The following is a 14,340-nucleotide window of genomic DNA, read 5'->3' as shown; positions in this document are numbered from 1 at the left end:
GGCCTGCGCTTCGCGATCCGCGAAGGTGGGCGCACCGTCGGCGCCGGCGTCGTCGCCAAAGTAGTCGAGTAATCGGGCGCAACGGCGTCTTGCTGTGAACGGGCCCGAGCGCCCAAAGGTGAAATGATGGATACGCAGAATATTCGCATTCGGCTGAAAGCGTTTGACCATCGCCTTCTGGACCAGTCCACGAAGGAGATTGTCAATACGGCGAAGCGCACGGGTGCTCGCGTTCGCGGCCCGGTGCCACTGCCGACGCGAATCGAGAAATTCACGGTGCTGCGAGGCCCGCACATCGACAAGAAGTCGCGTGAGCAGTTCGAGATGCGGACGCACAAGCGCCTTCTGGACATCGTCGATCCGACTCCGCAGACCGTGGACGCGCTGATGAAGCTCGACCTCGCTGCCGGCGTCGACGTCGAGATCAAGCTGTAAGGCCGGGAGTAGCGGAAGATGCGTACCGGATTGATCGCCCAGAAACTGGGCATGACGCGGGTCTTTAACGAGGAGGGGAATCACATCCCCTGCACCGTGCTGAAGATCGACGGCTGCCAGGTGGTTGCTGTCCGTACCGAAGAGAAGGACGGCTACAACGCCGTGCAGCTCGGTGTCGGCAAGGCCAAGGTGAAGAATGTCTCGAAGGCCAATCGCGGTCATTTCGCGAAGGCCAATGTCGAGCCGCGCAAGAAGCTGGCTGAGTTCCGTGTCAGCGCCGACGCGCTGCTGGAACCGGGCCAGGAGATCTCTGCCGCACATTTCATTGCGGGGCAGAAGGTCGATGTGACCGGCACCAGCATCGGCAAGGGCTTTGCCGGCGTCATGAAGCGGCACAATTTCGCCGGTCTGCGCGCCTCGCATGGTGTGTCGATCTCGCACCGTTCGCACGGTTCGACCGGTCAGCGCCAGGATCCGGGCAAGGTCTTCAAGGGTAAGAAGATGGCCGGCCACATGGGCGATGTCCGCGTGACCGCGCAGAGCCTGGAAGTTGTCGCCAGCGACGAGGACCGCGGCCTGCTTCTGGTCAAGGGCGCGATCCCGGGCTCGAAGGGTGGCTGGGTGCTGGTTCGCGATGCGGTGAAGGTGAAGCTGCCGGAGGGCCTGCCCTTCCCGGCGAAGCTGATCGAGATGGCCGCTGCGGAAGCGCCGGTGGCTGCGGCGGCGGAAACGCCTGCTGAAACCCCGGCTGCCGAGACTCCGGCCGAGAACGATGGCGCCGAAGCGCCCGAGAACAAGGACTGAGACGATGAAGGTCACGGTCAAGAACCTTGAAGCCGCCGACGTCGGCGCGATCGAACTGGACGAGGCCATCTTTGGCGTCGATGTCCGGGCCGACCTGCTGTCGCGCGTGGTGCACTGGCAGCTTGCCAAGCGCCGTTCCGGCAACCACAAGACCAAGGGTATCAGCGAGATCGCTGGCACCACGAAGAAGCCCTACAAGCAGAAGGGCACCGGTCGCGCCCGCCAGGGCAGCACCCGTTCGCCGCAGTTCCGTGGCGGTGCGACGATCTTCGGTCCGGTGGTCCGCGATCACGGCTACGATCTGCCGAAGAAGGTCCGCAAGCTCGGCCTGATGTCGGCGCTCGCGTCGAAGCTGAAGGACGAGAAGCTGATCGTCCTCGACGATGCCAAGCTGACCGAGCCGAAGACGAAGATGCTGAAGGCGCAGCTCGAGAAGCTGGGCATCACTTCGGCGCTGATCGTCGATGGCGCGGTGGACGAGAATTTGAAGAAGGCGGCTTCGAACCTGATCGGGATCGACGTGCTGCCGCAGATTGGCGCCAATGTTTACGACATTCTGCGGCGTGACACGCTGGTGCTGACGAAGAACGCCATCGAAGCGCTGGAGGCGCGTCTGAAATGAGCAGCCTGAAGCCGCGCAACACCAAAGAGGTGAAGCTGAGCAAGGAGCAGATGTACGAGATCATCCGCTCCCCGATCATCACCGAGAAGGCGACCCGGGTGTCCGAGTACAACCAGGTTGCGTTCCGGGTGCCGCTGACCGCCACCAAGCCGGAGATCAAGGTCGCTATCGAGACCCTGTTCGAGGTGAAGGTCGATGCCGTCAACACGCTCCGCCAGAAGGGCAAGGTGAAGCGTTTCCGCGGGATCGTCGGTCAGCGCAGTGACACCAAGAAGGCGATCGTGACCCTGGTCGAGGGTCATTCCATCGACGTGACGACCGGGGTCTGAGACCATGGCACTGAAATCCTTTAAGCCGACTACACCTTCGCAGCGCCAGCTGGTCGTCGTTGACCGCAGCGATCTGTGGAAGGGCAAGCCGGTAAAGCAGCTGACCGAGGGTCTGACCAAGACCGGCGGGCGCAACAATTATGGCCGCATCACCGCCTTCCAGCGCGGCGGCGGCCACAAGCGCCGCTATCGTCTGGTTGACTTCAAGCGGCGCAAGTTCGACATGCCGGCCACCATCGAGCGGCTGGAATATGACCCGAACCGCACCGCCTTCATCGCGCTGATCAAGTACGAGGATGGCGAGCTCGCCTACATCCTGGCGCCGCAGCGTGTGAAGGCCGGCGACGTGGTGGTCTCGGGCCTGCGCACGGACATCAAGCCGGGCAATGCGGCGCAGCTGCGCAACATTCCGGTCGGCACCGTGGTGCATAATGTCGAGCTGAAGCCGGGCCGTGGCGGCCAGATCGCCCGCTCCGCCGGCAGCTACTGCCAGATCGTCGGCCGCGACGGCGCCAATGTGGTGCTGCGGATGGTTTCCGGCGAGCTGCGCCAGGTGCGCGGCGAGTGCATGGCCACGATGGGTGCGGTGTCCAACCCGGACCAGCAGAACATCAATAAGGGCAAGGCTGGCCGCAATCGTTGGCTGGGTCGTCGCCCGTCGGTTCGTGGCGTTGCCATGAACCCGATCGATCATCCGCATGGCGGTGGCGAAGGCCGTACTTCGGGCGGTCGCCATCCTGTCACTCCGTGGGGCAAGCCGACCAAGGGCCGGCGGACTCGAAACAACAAGAAGACCGACGGCATGATTGTTCGCCGCCGGTATCAGAAGTAAAGGAGAGCAGTCGTGGCTCGCTCTGTTTGGAAGGGTCCGTTCATCGACGGCTACCTTCTCAAGAAGGCGGATAAGGCGCGCGCATCGGGCCGGAACGAGGTCATTAAGATCTGGACCCGGCGCAGCACGATCCTGCCGCAGTTCGTCGGCCTGACTTTTGGCGTGTACAACGGCCAGAAATTCGTGCCCGTGCTGGTGACCGAGAATATGGTCGGTCACAAGTTCGGCGAATTCTCGCCGACCCGTACCTTCTACGGTCACGCTGCCGACAAGAAGGCGAAGAGGGGTTAACGATGGGCAAGCAGGCACGGGAACGGTCTCTGGCCGATAACGAGGCGAAGGCGGTGCTGCGCAATCTGCGTGTCAGCCCGCAGAAGCTGAATATCGTGGCCCAGTTGATTCGCGGCATGGATTGCGGCAAGGCGCTGAACGCGCTGACCTTCTCCAATCGTCGGATTTCCGATGATGTGAAGAAGGTGCTGCAGTCGGCGATTGCCAATGCCGAGAACAACCATCAGCTCGATGTCGATCGGCTTTATGTGAAGGAAGCGACCGTCGGTCGCGGCCTGGTGATGAAGCGGTTCCATGCCCGGGCGCGCGGTCGCGCCGGGCGCGTCGAGAAGCCCTTCAGCCACGTGACGATCGTGGTCAGCGAACGCGAGGAGTTGGCGTAATGGGCCATAAAGTCAATCCGATCGGGCTTCGGCTCGGCATCAACCGGACCTGGGATTCGCGCTGGTATGCGGATCGCGGCTACGCCGAGTTGCTGCATCAGGATCTGCGCTTGCGCACCTATCTGCACGATCGTCTGGCCCAGGCCGGCGTCAGCAAGGTGATCATCGAGCGTGCGGCCAAGAAGGCCCGCATCACGATCCACAGCGCCCGTCCGGGTGTGGTGATCGGCAAGAAGGGCTCGGATATCGACAAGCTGCGCGCCGATCTGCAGAACCGGACCGGCAACGAGGTCAACCTGAACATCGTCGAAATCCGCAAGCCGGAGATCGACGCCCGCCTGATCGCGGAGAGCATTGCGCAGCAGCTGGAACGCCGGGTTGCGTTCCGCCGCGCCATGAAGCGCGCGGTGCAGTCCGCCATGCGCCTCGGCGCGCTGGGCATCCGCATCAATTGCGGCGGCCGTCTGGGTGGTGCCGAGATCGCGCGGACCGAATGGTACCGCGAGGGCCGGGTGCCGCTGCACACGCTGCGCGCTGAAGTTGACTATGGCACGGCCACGGCGAAGACCACCTATGGCACCTGTGGTGTGAAGGTTTGGGTGTTCAAGGGCGAGATTCTGGGGCATGACCCCTACGCTCAGGACAAGCGTCAGGCTGATCCGCAGCCGGCGTCGCGCTAAGGCCGAACGGAACGCGAGAAGAAACGGGTAACGTATCATGTTGCAACCGAAGCGGACCAAGTATCGCAAGGCCTTCAAGGGCCGTATCCATGGCGTGGCCAAGGGTGGCACGACGCTCAATTTCGGCGCTTTTGGCCTTAAGGCCATGGAGCCGGAGCGTGTGACCGCACGCCAGATCGAGGCGGCCCGCCGCGCGATCACCCGCCATATCCGCCGCCAGGGGCGGGTATGGATCCGCATCTTCCCGGACGTCCCGGTCTCCAAGAAGCCGGCCGAGGTTCGTCAGGGTAAGGGTAAGGGTACCCCGGAATTCTGGGCGTGCCGTGTGAAGCCGGGCCGGATCATGTTCGAGCTGGACGGCGTGCCGCGCGATCTTGCGGAGCGCGCCTTCGAGCTGGCGGCTGCAAAGCTGCCGATCCGCACCCGTTTCGTTACTCGCTTGGGCGAGGAGGGCTAAGACATGAAGGCGTCCGATATTCGCGCCAAGAGCGAGGACGAGCTGAAGCAGCAGCTGGTCGATTTGCGCAAGGAGGCGTTCAATCTGCGCTTCCAGAAGGCAAGCGGCCAGCTTGAAAACACCGCGCGCGTCCGTCAGGTGCGTCGCACCATCGCACAGATCAAGACCATTCTGCACCAGCGCCAAGTCGGCGTTGGCGCGGCGTGAGCCCGGAAAAGGGCGGGAGTTAGAAGATGCCGAGGCGTCAATTGCAGGGCACCGTGGTCAGCGATGCGAACGAGAAGACCGTCGTCGTACAGGTCGATCGTCGCGTCATGCACCCGGTCTATAAGAAATTCATCACGCGCTCCAAGAAGTACCACGCGCATGACGAGGAGAATCGGTTGAAGGTCGGCGATCTGGTGAAGATCGAAGAATGCCGGCCGATCTCCAAGAACAAGCGCTGGCGCGTCGTTTCCGACGAGCTGGGCGCAGGCGCCTAAAGGGTCGAGGACGAAGAAATGATCCAGGTTCAGACCAACCTAGAAGTGGCCGACAATTCCGGCGCGCGCCGTGTGCAGTGCATCAAGGTGCTGGGCGGTTCCAAGCGTCGGTTTGCGTCGGTCGGGGATATCATCGTCGTCTCGGTTAAGGAGGCGATCCCGCGCGGCCGCGTGAAAAAGGGCGATGTGCATCGCGCTGTCATCGTGCGCACGGCGAAGGATGTTCGCCGCGTCGATGGCACGGTGATCCGCTTCGACCGTAACGCTGCCGTGCTGATCAACAAGCAGGGCGAGCCGATCGGCACGCGTATCTTCGGCCCGGTGGTGCGAGAGCTGCGGGCCAAGAAGTTCATGAAGATCGTCTCGCTGGCGCCAGAGGTGCTGTGATGGCCGAAAAGTTCAAGATCAAGAAGGGCGACCAGGTCGTCATCCTGACCGGCAAGGACAAGGGCAAGCGCGGTGAAGTGCTGCGCGTGCTGCGCGCCGACCATCGCGTGCTTGTCCAGGGCGTCAACATGGTGAAGCGCCATCAGCGCGCCACCCAGACGAGCCAGGGCGGGATTGTCGAGAAGGAAGCGGCGTTGCATATCTCCAACGTCGCCCATATCGATCCGAAGGAAGACAAGCCGACCCGTGTCGGTTTCAAAAGTCTCGATGATGGCCGCAAGGTGCGCTTCGCCAAGCGTTCCGGCGAAATCATCGACGCGTGAGGACCAAGGCTATGACCCGGTTGCGAGAGCACTACGAGAACACGATCCGCAAGCGCATGCAGGAGAAGTTCGGGTATGAAAACCCGTTCTCCGTGCCGCGCCTCGACAAGATCGTGATCAATATGGGCGTCGGCGAGGCGGTGCAGGACTCCAAGAAGGTCCAGCTGGCCGCCTCCGAGATGGCCATGATCGCCGGCCAGAAGCCGGTCATCACCCGCGCCAAGAAGTCGATTGCCGGCTTCAAGCTGCGCGAGGAAATGCCGATTGGCTGTAAGGTGACGCTGCGCCGCGAGCGCATGTACGAATTCCTGGACCGGCTGATCACGATTGCCCTGCCGCGGGTGCGTGACTTCCGGGGGGTGCCGACGAAGAGCTTCGACGGGCGTGGCAATTACGCGCTGGGCCTGAAGGAACAGATCGTGTTCCCGGAAATCGATTACGACAAGATCGATGATATCCGCGGTATGGATATCGTGATCTGCACCACCGCGAAGACGGACGAGGAAGCCCGCGAGCTTCTGGACGGCTTCAATATGCCGTTCACCAAGAGCTGAAGGGCGGAGGCGAAAAACGATGGCTAAAAAGAGTGCAATCGAGAAGAACAAGCGTCGGGCCCAGATGGCTAAGCGCGACGCTCCGAAGCGGGCGCGCCTGAAGGCGACGGCCGACGATCAGAGCCTGCCGATGGAGGAGCGGTTTGCCGCCCGCCTGAAGCTGGCGCAGATGCCGCGTAATGGCGCACCCACGCGCGTGCGCAATCGCTGCGAGGTTACCGGGCGTCCGCGGGCGTTCTATCGCAAACTGAAGATGTCGCGCATTGCGTTGCGCGATCTGGCCTCCACCGGGCAGATCCCCGGTATGGTCAAGTCGAGCTGGTAGAGAGAGGGCGGTCACATGTCGATGAGCGATCCCTTGGGGGATATGCTGACGCGCATTCGGAATGCGCAGCAGGCACGTAAGACGAGCGTCGTTAGCCCGTCCTCGCGTCTGCGGCTGAACGTTCTGAACGTGTTGAAGAGCGAAGGCTATATTCGCGGCTTCGAGGAGCTCGATGTGCGCCCTGGCGTACGTGAGATCCGTATAGAGCTGAAATATCACGACGGCGCGCCGGTCATTAACGAGATCAGCCGCGTGTCGAAGCCGGGTCGCCGCGTCTATTCGCGGATCAAGGAACTGCCGCAGGTCTATAACGGCCTGGGGATTTCGATCCTTTCGACCCCGCGTGGCGTGATGTCCGATCATGAGGCCCGCGCTGCCAATGTCGGCGGCGAAGTCCTCTGCCGCGTGTTCTAAGGAAGGCGGAGAGCTATGTCTCGCGTAGGGAAAAATCCGGTCTCCGTTCCCAGCGGCGTCGAGGTTAAGATCGCCGACGGAACGATCACGACCAAAGGCAAGCTGGGTCAGCTCAGCCTGCCGTACGTGACTCACCTTGTCAGCGTCAGCGTTACCGACGGCAACGTCGATGTGACGCCGGCCAATGACAGCAAGGAGTCCCGGTCGCTGTGGGGCACCACCCGCAACCTCGTCCGCAATATGGTGGTCGGGGTCAGCGAGGGCTGGACCAAGAAGCTGGAGATCACCGGCGTCGGCTATCGTGCCGCCGTCGAGGGCAAGGATCTGGTGCTGAGCCTCGGCTTCAGCCACCCGGTCCGGCACCCGATCCCGGAAGGCATCCAGATCAAGTGCCCAGCGCCGACCCAGGTTGAGATCAGCGGCGCGGATAAGCAGCTGGTCGGCCAGGTTGCCTCGGAAATTCGCGCTTATCGCGGCCCCGAACCCTATAAGGGCAAGGGCGTGCGGTACGCCGACGAGGTGATCCGGCGCAAGGAAGGCAAGAAGAAGTAAGGCTTGAAAGAACGGTAAGGAACCTCCCAATGCGGAAGGCGAATGAGCTTTATGAACGGCGCAAGATGCGGGTACGCTCGCAGCTGCGGAAGAAGTCCAGCGGGCGTCCGCGCCTGTCGGTTTTCCGTTCCAGCAAGCAGATTTATGTGCAGATCATCGACGACGCTCAGGGGGTAACCTTGGCTGCGGCCTCGTCCCTCGAGAAGGATATGCGCGAGAAGCTGAAGACCGGGGCAACGATCGATGCGGCCAAGGAAGTTGGCAAGCTGATCGCGGAGCGCGCGCTGAAGGCGGGCGTTACCACCGTGGTATTCGATCGCGGCGGCTATATCTATCACGGACGTGTGAAGGCCCTGGCCGACGCCGCCCGCGAGGCTGGCCTGTCGTTCTGAGCCGAGACAAGGAATACGGAAGGGCCTGAAGATGGCACGTGGGCAGAGAGAAGAGCGCGGTCGCGACCGGGATCGGGAAGAGTCCGATCTGATCGAGAAGCTGGTCGGCATCAATCGCGTTGCGAAGGTGGTGAAGGGTGGCCGTCGTTTCGGCTTCGCGGCACTGGTGATCGTCGGTGACGGTCGTGGCCGGGTTGGCTTCGGCACCGGCAAGGCGCGTGAGGTTCCGGAATCGATCCGCAAGGCGACGGAGATGGCGCGACGCACCATGATCCGCGTGCCGTTGCGCGAGGGCCGGACCCTGCATCATGACGTGTTCGGCCATTATGGCGCCGGCAATGTCGTGCTGCGTGCGGCGCCGGCGGGTACCGGCATCATCGCCGGTGGCCCGATGCGCGCCATCCTGGAATCGCTGGGCGTGCAGGACGTGGTGGCCAAGTCGGTCGGCACTTCCAACCCGCACAACATGATCCGGGCGACCTTCGAGGCGCTTAAGCACATCTATTCGCCGCGTCAGGTGGCGGCACGTCGCGGCAAGCGCGTGTCGGACATCCTGGGCCGTGGCGACAAGGCGGACGCCGATTCGGCGGAAGCCGCGCTGCAGGAGTAAGATAGATGGCGACGAAGAAGAAGGCGGCGGCCGGCATCATCCGCGTGACCCAGACCGGCAGCCCGATTGGCCGCGAGAAGGATCAGCGGGCAACGCTGGTTGGCCTTGGCCTGAACAAGATGAACCGCACCCGCGAGCTGGAGGATACCCCGGCCGTGCGTGGCATGATCGCCAAGGTGCACCATCTCGTGCGGGTCGAACCGTCGGCCTGATATCGGTTCCGCCCCGCCGTCAACCGGCGGGGCCTCCGATTTTCGGTAGGAATTTTCACGTGGCCCTGTGGGCCGCGAACGACCATTTAGGATTGAGCGCACCTGCTCCGGGGATACGTCATCATGAAGCTGAACGAGATTCGCGACAATGAAGGGGCCCGCAAGGGCCGCAAGCGCCTTGGCCGGGGCATCGGCTCGGGCCTTGGCAAGACGTCGGGCCGTGGCCACAAGGGCCAGGGCGCGCGTACCGGTGTGGCGATCAAGGGCTTCGAGGGCGGTCAGATGCCGCTGGAGCGCCGGGTGCCGAAGCGTGGCTTCAAGTCGCTGTTCCGGGTTGAGTACCAGGTGGTGAATCTGGGCCGTCTGCAGTCCGCCATCGACGATGGCAAGCTGGACGCCAAGAAGGACATCGACGCTGCTGCTCTGGCGGCGGCCGGCCTGGTGCGCAACGCGGCCGACAAGGTCAGCCTGCTGGCCAAGGGCGAGCTGAAGGCCAAGGTTAAGCTGAGCGTTGACCGTGCTTCCAAGACGGCGCTGGCCGCCGTGGAAAAGGCCGGCGGCTCTGTTAAGCTTCCGGAGGCGTCCGCGCCGGCCGCGAGCGAGTAACGCCTCATGGCCTCTGCCGCCGAACAGCTCGCCTCGCAGATCAATTTCGGTGCCTTCTCCAAGGCGACGGAACTGAAGAAGCGTATCTGGTTCACACTGGGTGCGCTGATCGTTTATCGCCTCGGCACCTATATCCCGATTCCTGGCATCGACCCGGTGATTCTGGCGGAAATCTTCCGCCAGAATTCCGGCGGCATTCTGGGCATGTTCGACATGTTCGCCGGCGGTGCGCTGGGGCGCATGACGATCTTCGCCCTGAACATCATGCCGTACATCTCGGCCTCCATCATCCTGCAGCTGATGACGGCGGTATCGCCGACGCTGGAGACGCTGAAGAAGGAAGGCGAGTCGGGCCGCAAGAAGATCAACCAGTACACCCGTTATCTGACGGTGGTGCTGGCGACCGCGCAGGCATTCGGCATTGTCGTCGGGCTTGAGGGCATGAGCGGATCCGCCGGTTCCGCCGTGGTCGATCCGGGCTGGTTCTTCCGCGTGACCGCGGTCATCACCCTGGTCGGCGGTACCATCTTCCTGATGTGGATGGGCGAGCAGATCACCGCGCGCGGTATCGGCAACGGCATCTCGCTGATCATTTTCGCGGGTATCGTCGCCAACCTGCCCTCGGCCCTGGTGAACACGCTGGAGCTGGGCCGCACCGGCGCGCTGTCGGCCGGCCTTATCATCCTGCTGCTGGTTGGCGCGGTGGCGGTCATCGCCTTCGTCTGCTTCATGGAGCGCGCGCAGCGCCGCATCCTGGTGCAGTATCCGAAGCGCCAGGTCGGCGCCAAGATGTATGGCGGCGACACCTCGCATCTGCCGCTGAAGCTGAACACTTCGGGCGTCATTCCGCCGATCTTCGCCTCGTCGCTGCTGCTGCTGCCGATCACGCTGGCCAATTTCACGGCCGGGCAGGGGCCGGCCTGGATGAGCACCGTGACCAGCCTGCTGGGCCATGGCCAGCCGCTGTATATGGCGCTGTATATCTTCCTGATCGTGTTTTTCGCCTTCTTCTACACGGCTATCGTCTTCAACCCGGCGGATACGGCCGAGAACCTGCGCAAGCATGGCGGCTTCGTTCCGGGCATTCGCCCCGGCAAGAACACGGCCGACTATCTGGACTATGTGCTGACCCGTCTGACGGTCGTGGGTGCCGGCTATCTGGCGATTGTCTGTATCCTGCCGGAACTGCTGATCAGCCAGTACGCCGTGCCGTTCTATTTCGGCGGCACCAGCCTGCTGATCGTGGTCACGGTGACGATGGATACGGTCGGCCAGGTACAGTCCCATCTGCTGGCACACCAGTATGAAGGGCTGATCAAGAAGTCGAAGCTTCGGGGGAGGCGTGGATGAATTTGATACTGCTGGGGGCGCCGGGCGCCGGAAAGGGAACCCAGGCACGGCGACTGCAGGACGCGCATGGGCTGGTGCAGCTTTCCACTGGCGACATGCTGCGCGCGGCCGTTGCCGCCGGCAGCGAGGTCGGCCAGAAGGCCAAGGCGATCATGGATGCGGGGCAGCTTGTCTCGGACGATATCATGATCGCCATGATCGCGGACCGCATCGTCCAGCCGGATTGCAAGAACGGGTTTATCCTGGACGGCTTTCCGCGCACCACGGCCCAGGCCGAGGCGCTGGACGGGATGCTGGCCGAAAAGGGGCTGAAGCTCGACCATGTCATCGAGATGAAGGTCGATGAGGAAGAACTGGTCGAGCGCGTGAAAGGCCGTTATAGCTGCGCCAAATGCGGCGCCGGCTATCACGACCGCTTCCAGCAGCCGAAGGTCGATGGTGTCTGCGATAGCTGCGGCGGTACCGAATTCAAGCGCCGTGCCGATGACAATGAGGAAACGGTGCGCGCGCGCCTGGTCGCCTATCGCGAGCAGACCGCGCCGATCCTGCCCTACTATCGGGGCAAGGGTGTGCTGACCTCGGTTGACGGCATGGCGGAGATCGACGAGGTCACTCGTCAGATCGAGGCGGTTATTAGGTGATGGTATTGGTTGACTCCGGATCGAAGGGACGTATAATCCGCGCCCTCGGTTGCGCAGCTTCCGTACCGTTTGTCGTGTCTGAAATCAGGGCTGATGTTCAGCCCCTGTCTGTTGTTTAAGGAGCAGGTCTCGTGGCTCGTATTGCTGGCGTGAACATTCCGACGCAAAAGCGTGTGGAAATCGCCCTTACCTACATTCATGGCATCGGTCGCACCAAGGCGAAGGATCTGTGCGCCAAGCTCAGCATTCCCTTCGAGCGCCGCGTGAACGAACTGACGGACGACGAGGTGCTGCGCATCCGTGAGTCCATCGACGCCGATTACATCGTCGAAGGCGATCTGCGCCGCGAGACGGCAATGAACATCAAGCGCCTGATGGACCTTGGCTGCTATCGCGGCCTGCGTCATCGCAAGGGGCTGCCGGTGCATGGCCAGCGTACCCACACCAATGCCCGTACCCGCAAGGGTCCGGCGCGGCCGATCGCCGGCAAGAAGAAGTAAGACTGGAAGGACGCAAGAATTATGGCCAAGCAGCCGCAGCAGCGCCGCCGCAAGGAACGCAAGAACATCTCCTCTGGCGTGGCGCATGTGAACGCCTCCTTCAACAACACGATGATCACGATCAGCGATGCCCAGGGCAACGCGATCTCCTGGTCCTCGTCGGGTATGATGGGTTTCAAGGGGTCGCGTAAGTCCACCCCCTACGCCGCGCAGATGGCGGCTGAGGATGCGGGCCGCAAGGCCCAGGAACACGGCATGCGTACCCTTGATGTCGAGGTCAAGGGTCCGGGGTCCGGGCGTGAGTCGGCGCTGCGTGCGCTGCAGTCGCTCGGCCTGCAGATCATGTCGATCCGCGATGTGACCCCGATCCCCCATAATGGCTGCCGGCCGCCCAAGCGGCGCCGGGTCTGATCGAGGCCATTTTCTCCGGGTTTCCTGCCGCGGCCGTTCCCTCAAAAGAACCTGGCCGCGTCAGTGTTAGCAGTGAAGCCCGTTTTTGACACAGATGTGTGAGGTCGCTCCAGTGATCCAGAAGAACTGGCAGGCATTGATCAAACCGAACAAGCTCGACGTCCAGCAGGGCGGCGATGTGGCGCGACAGGCAACCATCGTTGCCGAGCCGTTGGAGCGTGGTTTCGGCCTGACGCTCGGCAACGCGCTGCGCCGCGTGCTGCTGTCCTCCTTGCAGGGGGCGGCGGTGACTGCCATCCATGTGGATGGCGTGCTGCATGAATTCTCCTCGATCCCCGGGGTGCGCGAGGATGTGACGGACATCGTCCTGAACATCAAGGCGCTGGCCCTGCGGATGCATGCCGAAGGCCCGAAGAAGATGCGCCTGCGCATCGACGGCCCGGCCGAGGTGACCGCCGGCATGATCGAGACCGGTGCCGACATCGAGATCATGAATCCGGACCTGCATATCTGCACGCTGGATGATGGTGCCCACCTGGTCATGGAACTGACCGTTGAAACCGGCAAGGGCTATGTCCCGTCGTCGGCCAACCGTCCCGAGGATGCGCCGATCGGTCTGATTCCGGTCGATGCCATCTTCAGCCCGGTGCGCAAGGTCTCCTACAAGGTGGAGAACACCCGCGTCGGCCAGACCACGGACTATGACAAGCTGTTGATGGTGCTGGAGACGAACGGTGTGGTCACGCCGGAGGACGCGGTGGCCCTGGCCGCCCGCATCCTGCAGGACCAGCTGCAGCTGTTCATCAATTTCGAGGAGCCGCAGGCGCGCGGTGCGGAGGAGGAATCTTCCGAACTGCCGTTCAACAAGAACCTGCTGCGCAAGGTGGACGAGCTGGAACTGTCGGTCCGCTCGGCCAACTGCCTGAAGAACGACAATATCGTCTATATCGGCGACCTGGTTCAGAAGACCGAGGCCGAGATGCTGCGGACCCCGAATTTCGGCCGCAAGTCCTTGAACGAGATCAAGGAAGTGCTGTCGCAGATGGGCCTGCACCTCGGCATGGAAATCCCGAACTGGCCGCCGGAGAATATCGAGGAGCTGGCGAAGCGGCTGGAAGAGCCCTACTAAGCCAGTTTTCAGTCTTGTGTTAGGTCGCGGTTGGCGGTAAATCCCCGGCCGGGTTTCAGAAGCAACGGCGGGAAGCCGTCGCGAGGGAGTTTTAGAAATGCGTCACGGTAAGAGCGGTCGGAAGCTCAATCGCACTTCGTCGCACCGTCAGGCGATGTTCAGCAACATGGCGTCGGCCTTGATCAAGCACGAGCAGATCAAGACCACGCTGCCGAAGGCCAAGGAGCTGCGCCCCGTGGTCGAGAAGCTGATCACGCTGGGCAAGCGCGGCGGCATCCATGCGCGCCGCCAGGTCTTTGCCTTCCTGCGCGACGATGCCACCACGGCCAAGCTGTTCGAGACGCTGGGCCAGCGTTACTCCGAGCGCCCGGGCGGCTATACCCGCGTGCTGAAGGCGGGCTTCCGCTATGGCGATGCCGCCCCGATGGCGATCATTGAGCTGGTGGATCGCGACCCGGAAGCCAAGGGCCAGGACAGCGGCCCGGTGATGGGTGCGGACGAGGCCGAGGCGGTCGCCGCCTAAGGCTTGCCGGCATAAGCAATTCGCAAAAGGGCGTCCTTCGGGGCGCCCTTTTCGTTTGTCCGCTTTTCATCTGCATATGACCCCATCGCTTGCAGG

General features: G+C 62.9%; 28 protein-coding genes. All 28 read left to right on the top strand.

What is annotated here, in order from left to right; all coding sequences use genetic code 11:
- The coding region (locus BKM74_RS13255; protein WP_217895483.1) for an EF-Tu C-terminal domain-related protein at positions 1-72 on the top strand (72 nt) is incomplete at its 5' end.
- 54 nt (positions 73-126) lie between these two features.
- Positions 127-435 carry a 30S ribosomal protein S10 gene (gene rpsJ / locus BKM74_RS13250; RefSeq protein ID WP_008945158.1) on the top strand — a complete coding sequence of 103 codons (309 nt, stop codon included), beginning with the start codon at positions 127-129 and terminating at the stop codon, positions 433-435.
- A gap of 18 nt (positions 436-453) precedes the next feature.
- Positions 454-1,239 (top strand): 50S ribosomal protein L3, encoded by a 786-nt coding sequence (gene rplC / locus BKM74_RS13245; protein ID WP_086466162.1) that lies wholly within the window; start codon positions 454-456, stop codon positions 1,237-1,239.
- A 4-nt stretch (positions 1,240-1,243) separates the two neighbouring features.
- Positions 1,244-1,861, top strand: a complete 618-nt coding sequence (rplD, locus tag BKM74_RS13240) for a 50S ribosomal protein L4 (RefSeq protein ID WP_086466161.1) — start codon at positions 1,244-1,246, stop codon at positions 1,859-1,861.
- A complete protein-coding gene (locus BKM74_RS13235) occupies positions 1,858-2,190 on the top strand; it encodes a 50S ribosomal protein L23 (RefSeq protein WP_086466160.1) in 333 nt (110 codons plus the stop codon). The genes rplD and BKM74_RS13235 overlap by 4 nt, the downstream gene beginning before the upstream one ends.
- A 4-nt stretch (positions 2,191-2,194) precedes the next feature.
- A complete protein-coding gene (gene rplB, locus BKM74_RS13230; RefSeq protein ID WP_086466159.1) occupies positions 2,195-3,022 on the top strand; it encodes a 50S ribosomal protein L2 in 828 nt (275 codons plus the stop codon).
- Positions 3,023-3,034: 12 nt separating this feature from the next.
- On the top strand, positions 3,035-3,313 hold the full coding sequence (gene rpsS / locus BKM74_RS13225) for a 30S ribosomal protein S19 (protein ID WP_008945163.1): 279 nt from the start codon (positions 3,035-3,037) through the stop codon (positions 3,311-3,313).
- A gap of 2 nt (positions 3,314-3,315) precedes the next feature.
- Positions 3,316-3,696, top strand: coding sequence for a 50S ribosomal protein L22 (rplV, locus tag BKM74_RS13220; RefSeq protein WP_086466158.1), 381 nt, complete (start codon positions 3,316-3,318; stop codon positions 3,694-3,696).
- Positions 3,696-4,376: a 30S ribosomal protein S3 gene (gene rpsC, locus BKM74_RS13215; protein WP_086466157.1), complete on the top strand. Its 681-nt coding sequence runs from the start codon at positions 3,696-3,698 to the stop codon at positions 4,374-4,376. Before rplV ends, rpsC begins: the two co-directional genes overlap by 1 nt.
- Before the next feature lie 37 nt (positions 4,377-4,413).
- The gene (gene rplP / locus BKM74_RS13210; protein ID WP_086466156.1) at positions 4,414-4,833 is read left to right on the top strand and encodes a 50S ribosomal protein L16; all 420 of its coding nucleotides are present in this window, start codon (positions 4,414-4,416) and stop codon (positions 4,831-4,833) included.
- Positions 4,834-4,836: 3 nt separating this feature from the next.
- Positions 4,837-5,040, top strand: a complete 204-nt coding sequence (rpmC, locus tag BKM74_RS13205; RefSeq protein WP_086466155.1) for a 50S ribosomal protein L29 — start codon at positions 4,837-4,839, stop codon at positions 5,038-5,040.
- Between the two features lie 26 nt (positions 5,041-5,066).
- Complete coding sequence (gene rpsQ, locus BKM74_RS13200) at positions 5,067-5,315, top strand: 30S ribosomal protein S17 (RefSeq protein ID WP_086466154.1); 249 nt, start codon at positions 5,067-5,069, stop codon at positions 5,313-5,315.
- 18 nt (positions 5,316-5,333) lie between these two features.
- Complete coding sequence (rplN, locus tag BKM74_RS13195; RefSeq protein ID WP_008945169.1) at positions 5,334-5,702, top strand: 50S ribosomal protein L14; 369 nt, start codon at positions 5,334-5,336, stop codon at positions 5,700-5,702.
- A complete protein-coding gene (rplX, locus tag BKM74_RS13190) occupies positions 5,702-6,025 on the top strand; it encodes a 50S ribosomal protein L24 (RefSeq protein ID WP_086466153.1) in 324 nt (107 codons plus the stop codon). The genes rplN and rplX overlap by 1 nt, the downstream gene beginning before the upstream one ends.
- Positions 6,026-6,036: 11 nt before the next feature.
- The gene (gene rplE, locus BKM74_RS13185) at positions 6,037-6,579 is read left to right on the top strand and encodes a 50S ribosomal protein L5 (protein WP_086466152.1); all 543 of its coding nucleotides are present in this window, start codon (positions 6,037-6,039) and stop codon (positions 6,577-6,579) included.
- Between the two features lie 19 nt (positions 6,580-6,598).
- Positions 6,599-6,904, top strand: a complete 306-nt coding sequence (rpsN, locus tag BKM74_RS13180) for a 30S ribosomal protein S14 (RefSeq protein ID WP_086466151.1) — start codon at positions 6,599-6,601, stop codon at positions 6,902-6,904.
- Between the two features lie 15 nt (positions 6,905-6,919).
- A complete protein-coding gene (rpsH, locus tag BKM74_RS13175; RefSeq protein ID WP_008945173.1) occupies positions 6,920-7,318 on the top strand; it encodes a 30S ribosomal protein S8 in 399 nt (132 codons plus the stop codon).
- A 15-nt stretch (positions 7,319-7,333) separates the two neighbouring features.
- Entirely contained in the window at positions 7,334-7,870 is a 537-nt protein-coding gene (gene rplF / locus BKM74_RS13170; RefSeq protein ID WP_086466150.1) for a 50S ribosomal protein L6, read from the top strand.
- A gap of 29 nt (positions 7,871-7,899) precedes the next feature.
- Positions 7,900-8,262 carry a 50S ribosomal protein L18 gene (rplR, locus tag BKM74_RS13165; protein WP_086466149.1) on the top strand — a complete coding sequence of 121 codons (363 nt, stop codon included), beginning with the start codon at positions 7,900-7,902 and terminating at the stop codon, positions 8,260-8,262.
- Positions 8,263-8,293: 31 nt separating this feature from the next.
- Positions 8,294-8,872 carry a 30S ribosomal protein S5 gene (gene rpsE, locus BKM74_RS13160; RefSeq protein ID WP_086466148.1) on the top strand — a complete coding sequence of 193 codons (579 nt, stop codon included), beginning with the start codon at positions 8,294-8,296 and terminating at the stop codon, positions 8,870-8,872.
- Positions 8,873-8,877: 5 nt separating this feature from the next.
- Positions 8,878-9,084 carry a 50S ribosomal protein L30 gene (gene rpmD / locus BKM74_RS13155; protein ID WP_086466147.1) on the top strand — a complete coding sequence of 69 codons (207 nt, stop codon included), beginning with the start codon at positions 8,878-8,880 and terminating at the stop codon, positions 9,082-9,084.
- Positions 9,085-9,207: 123 nt separating this feature from the next.
- Positions 9,208-9,690 carry a 50S ribosomal protein L15 gene (gene rplO / locus BKM74_RS13150; RefSeq protein ID WP_086466146.1) on the top strand — a complete coding sequence of 161 codons (483 nt, stop codon included), beginning with the start codon at positions 9,208-9,210 and terminating at the stop codon, positions 9,688-9,690.
- Positions 9,691-9,696: 6 nt separating this feature from the next.
- On the top strand, positions 9,697-11,040 hold the full coding sequence (gene secY, locus BKM74_RS13145; protein WP_086466145.1) for a preprotein translocase subunit SecY: 1,344 nt from the start codon (positions 9,697-9,699) through the stop codon (positions 11,038-11,040).
- Positions 11,037-11,681, top strand: coding sequence for an adenylate kinase (locus tag BKM74_RS13140; protein ID WP_086466144.1), 645 nt, complete (start codon positions 11,037-11,039; stop codon positions 11,679-11,681). The genes secY and BKM74_RS13140 overlap by 4 nt, the downstream gene beginning before the upstream one ends.
- 131 nt (positions 11,682-11,812) lie before the next feature.
- Complete coding sequence (rpsM, locus tag BKM74_RS13135; protein ID WP_086466143.1) at positions 11,813-12,181, top strand: 30S ribosomal protein S13; 369 nt, start codon at positions 11,813-11,815, stop codon at positions 12,179-12,181.
- Positions 12,182-12,202: 21 nt separating this feature from the next.
- Positions 12,203-12,592: a 30S ribosomal protein S11 gene (gene rpsK, locus BKM74_RS13130; RefSeq protein ID WP_086466142.1), complete on the top strand. Its 390-nt coding sequence runs from the start codon at positions 12,203-12,205 to the stop codon at positions 12,590-12,592.
- 112 nt (positions 12,593-12,704) lie between these two features.
- On the top strand, positions 12,705-13,721 hold the full coding sequence (locus BKM74_RS13125) for a DNA-directed RNA polymerase subunit alpha (protein WP_176342527.1): 1,017 nt from the start codon (positions 12,705-12,707) through the stop codon (positions 13,719-13,721).
- A 97-nt stretch (positions 13,722-13,818) separates the two neighbouring features.
- A complete protein-coding gene (gene rplQ, locus BKM74_RS13120; RefSeq protein WP_086466140.1) occupies positions 13,819-14,244 on the top strand; it encodes a 50S ribosomal protein L17 in 426 nt (141 codons plus the stop codon).
- Positions 14,245-14,340: the final 96 nt, after the last annotated feature.

Origin of the sequence: Oceanibaculum nanhaiense, assembly GCF_002148795.1 — a bacterium.
In the GTDB taxonomy this organism is placed as follows: domain Bacteria; phylum Pseudomonadota; class Alphaproteobacteria; order Oceanibaculales; family Oceanibaculaceae; genus Oceanibaculum; species Oceanibaculum nanhaiense.
Note: the sequence above shows the minus strand (reverse complement) of the source record. Positions and strands in the feature narration are given on the sequence as shown.

Coding starts and splice junctions, on each gene's coding strand:
- rpsJ (WP_008945158.1), top strand. CDS start 127: ATGGATACGCAGAATATTCGCATTCGGCTGAAAGCGTTTGACCATCGC.
- rplC (WP_086466162.1), top strand. CDS start 454: ATGCGTACCGGATTGATCGCCCAGAAACTGGGCATGACGCGGGTCTTT.
- rplD (WP_086466161.1), top strand. CDS start 1,244: ATGAAGGTCACGGTCAAGAACCTTGAAGCCGCCGACGTCGGCGCGATC.
- BKM74_RS13235 (WP_086466160.1), top strand. CDS start 1,858: ATGAGCAGCCTGAAGCCGCGCAACACCAAAGAGGTGAAGCTGAGCAAG.
- rplB (WP_086466159.1), top strand. CDS start 2,195: ATGGCACTGAAATCCTTTAAGCCGACTACACCTTCGCAGCGCCAGCTG.
- rplV (WP_086466158.1), top strand. CDS start 3,316: ATGGGCAAGCAGGCACGGGAACGGTCTCTGGCCGATAACGAGGCGAAG.
- rpsC (WP_086466157.1), top strand. CDS start 3,696: ATGGGCCATAAAGTCAATCCGATCGGGCTTCGGCTCGGCATCAACCGG.
- rplP (WP_086466156.1), top strand. CDS start 4,414: ATGTTGCAACCGAAGCGGACCAAGTATCGCAAGGCCTTCAAGGGCCGT.
- rpmC (WP_086466155.1), top strand. CDS start 4,837: ATGAAGGCGTCCGATATTCGCGCCAAGAGCGAGGACGAGCTGAAGCAG.
- rpsQ (WP_086466154.1), top strand. CDS start 5,067: ATGCCGAGGCGTCAATTGCAGGGCACCGTGGTCAGCGATGCGAACGAG.
- rplN (WP_008945169.1), top strand. CDS start 5,334: ATGATCCAGGTTCAGACCAACCTAGAAGTGGCCGACAATTCCGGCGCG.
- rplX (WP_086466153.1), top strand. CDS start 5,702: ATGGCCGAAAAGTTCAAGATCAAGAAGGGCGACCAGGTCGTCATCCTG.
- rplE (WP_086466152.1), top strand. CDS start 6,037: ATGACCCGGTTGCGAGAGCACTACGAGAACACGATCCGCAAGCGCATG.
- rpsN (WP_086466151.1), top strand. CDS start 6,599: ATGGCTAAAAAGAGTGCAATCGAGAAGAACAAGCGTCGGGCCCAGATG.
- rpsH (WP_008945173.1), top strand. CDS start 6,920: ATGTCGATGAGCGATCCCTTGGGGGATATGCTGACGCGCATTCGGAAT.
- rplF (WP_086466150.1), top strand. CDS start 7,334: ATGTCTCGCGTAGGGAAAAATCCGGTCTCCGTTCCCAGCGGCGTCGAG.
- rplR (WP_086466149.1), top strand. CDS start 7,900: ATGCGGAAGGCGAATGAGCTTTATGAACGGCGCAAGATGCGGGTACGC.
- rpsE (WP_086466148.1), top strand. CDS start 8,294: ATGGCACGTGGGCAGAGAGAAGAGCGCGGTCGCGACCGGGATCGGGAA.
- rpmD (WP_086466147.1), top strand. CDS start 8,878: ATGGCGACGAAGAAGAAGGCGGCGGCCGGCATCATCCGCGTGACCCAG.
- rplO (WP_086466146.1), top strand. CDS start 9,208: ATGAAGCTGAACGAGATTCGCGACAATGAAGGGGCCCGCAAGGGCCGC.
- secY (WP_086466145.1), top strand. CDS start 9,697: ATGGCCTCTGCCGCCGAACAGCTCGCCTCGCAGATCAATTTCGGTGCC.
- BKM74_RS13140 (WP_086466144.1), top strand. CDS start 11,037: ATGAATTTGATACTGCTGGGGGCGCCGGGCGCCGGAAAGGGAACCCAG.
- rpsK (WP_086466142.1), top strand. CDS start 12,203: ATGGCCAAGCAGCCGCAGCAGCGCCGCCGCAAGGAACGCAAGAACATC.
- rplQ (WP_086466140.1), top strand. CDS start 13,819: ATGCGTCACGGTAAGAGCGGTCGGAAGCTCAATCGCACTTCGTCGCAC.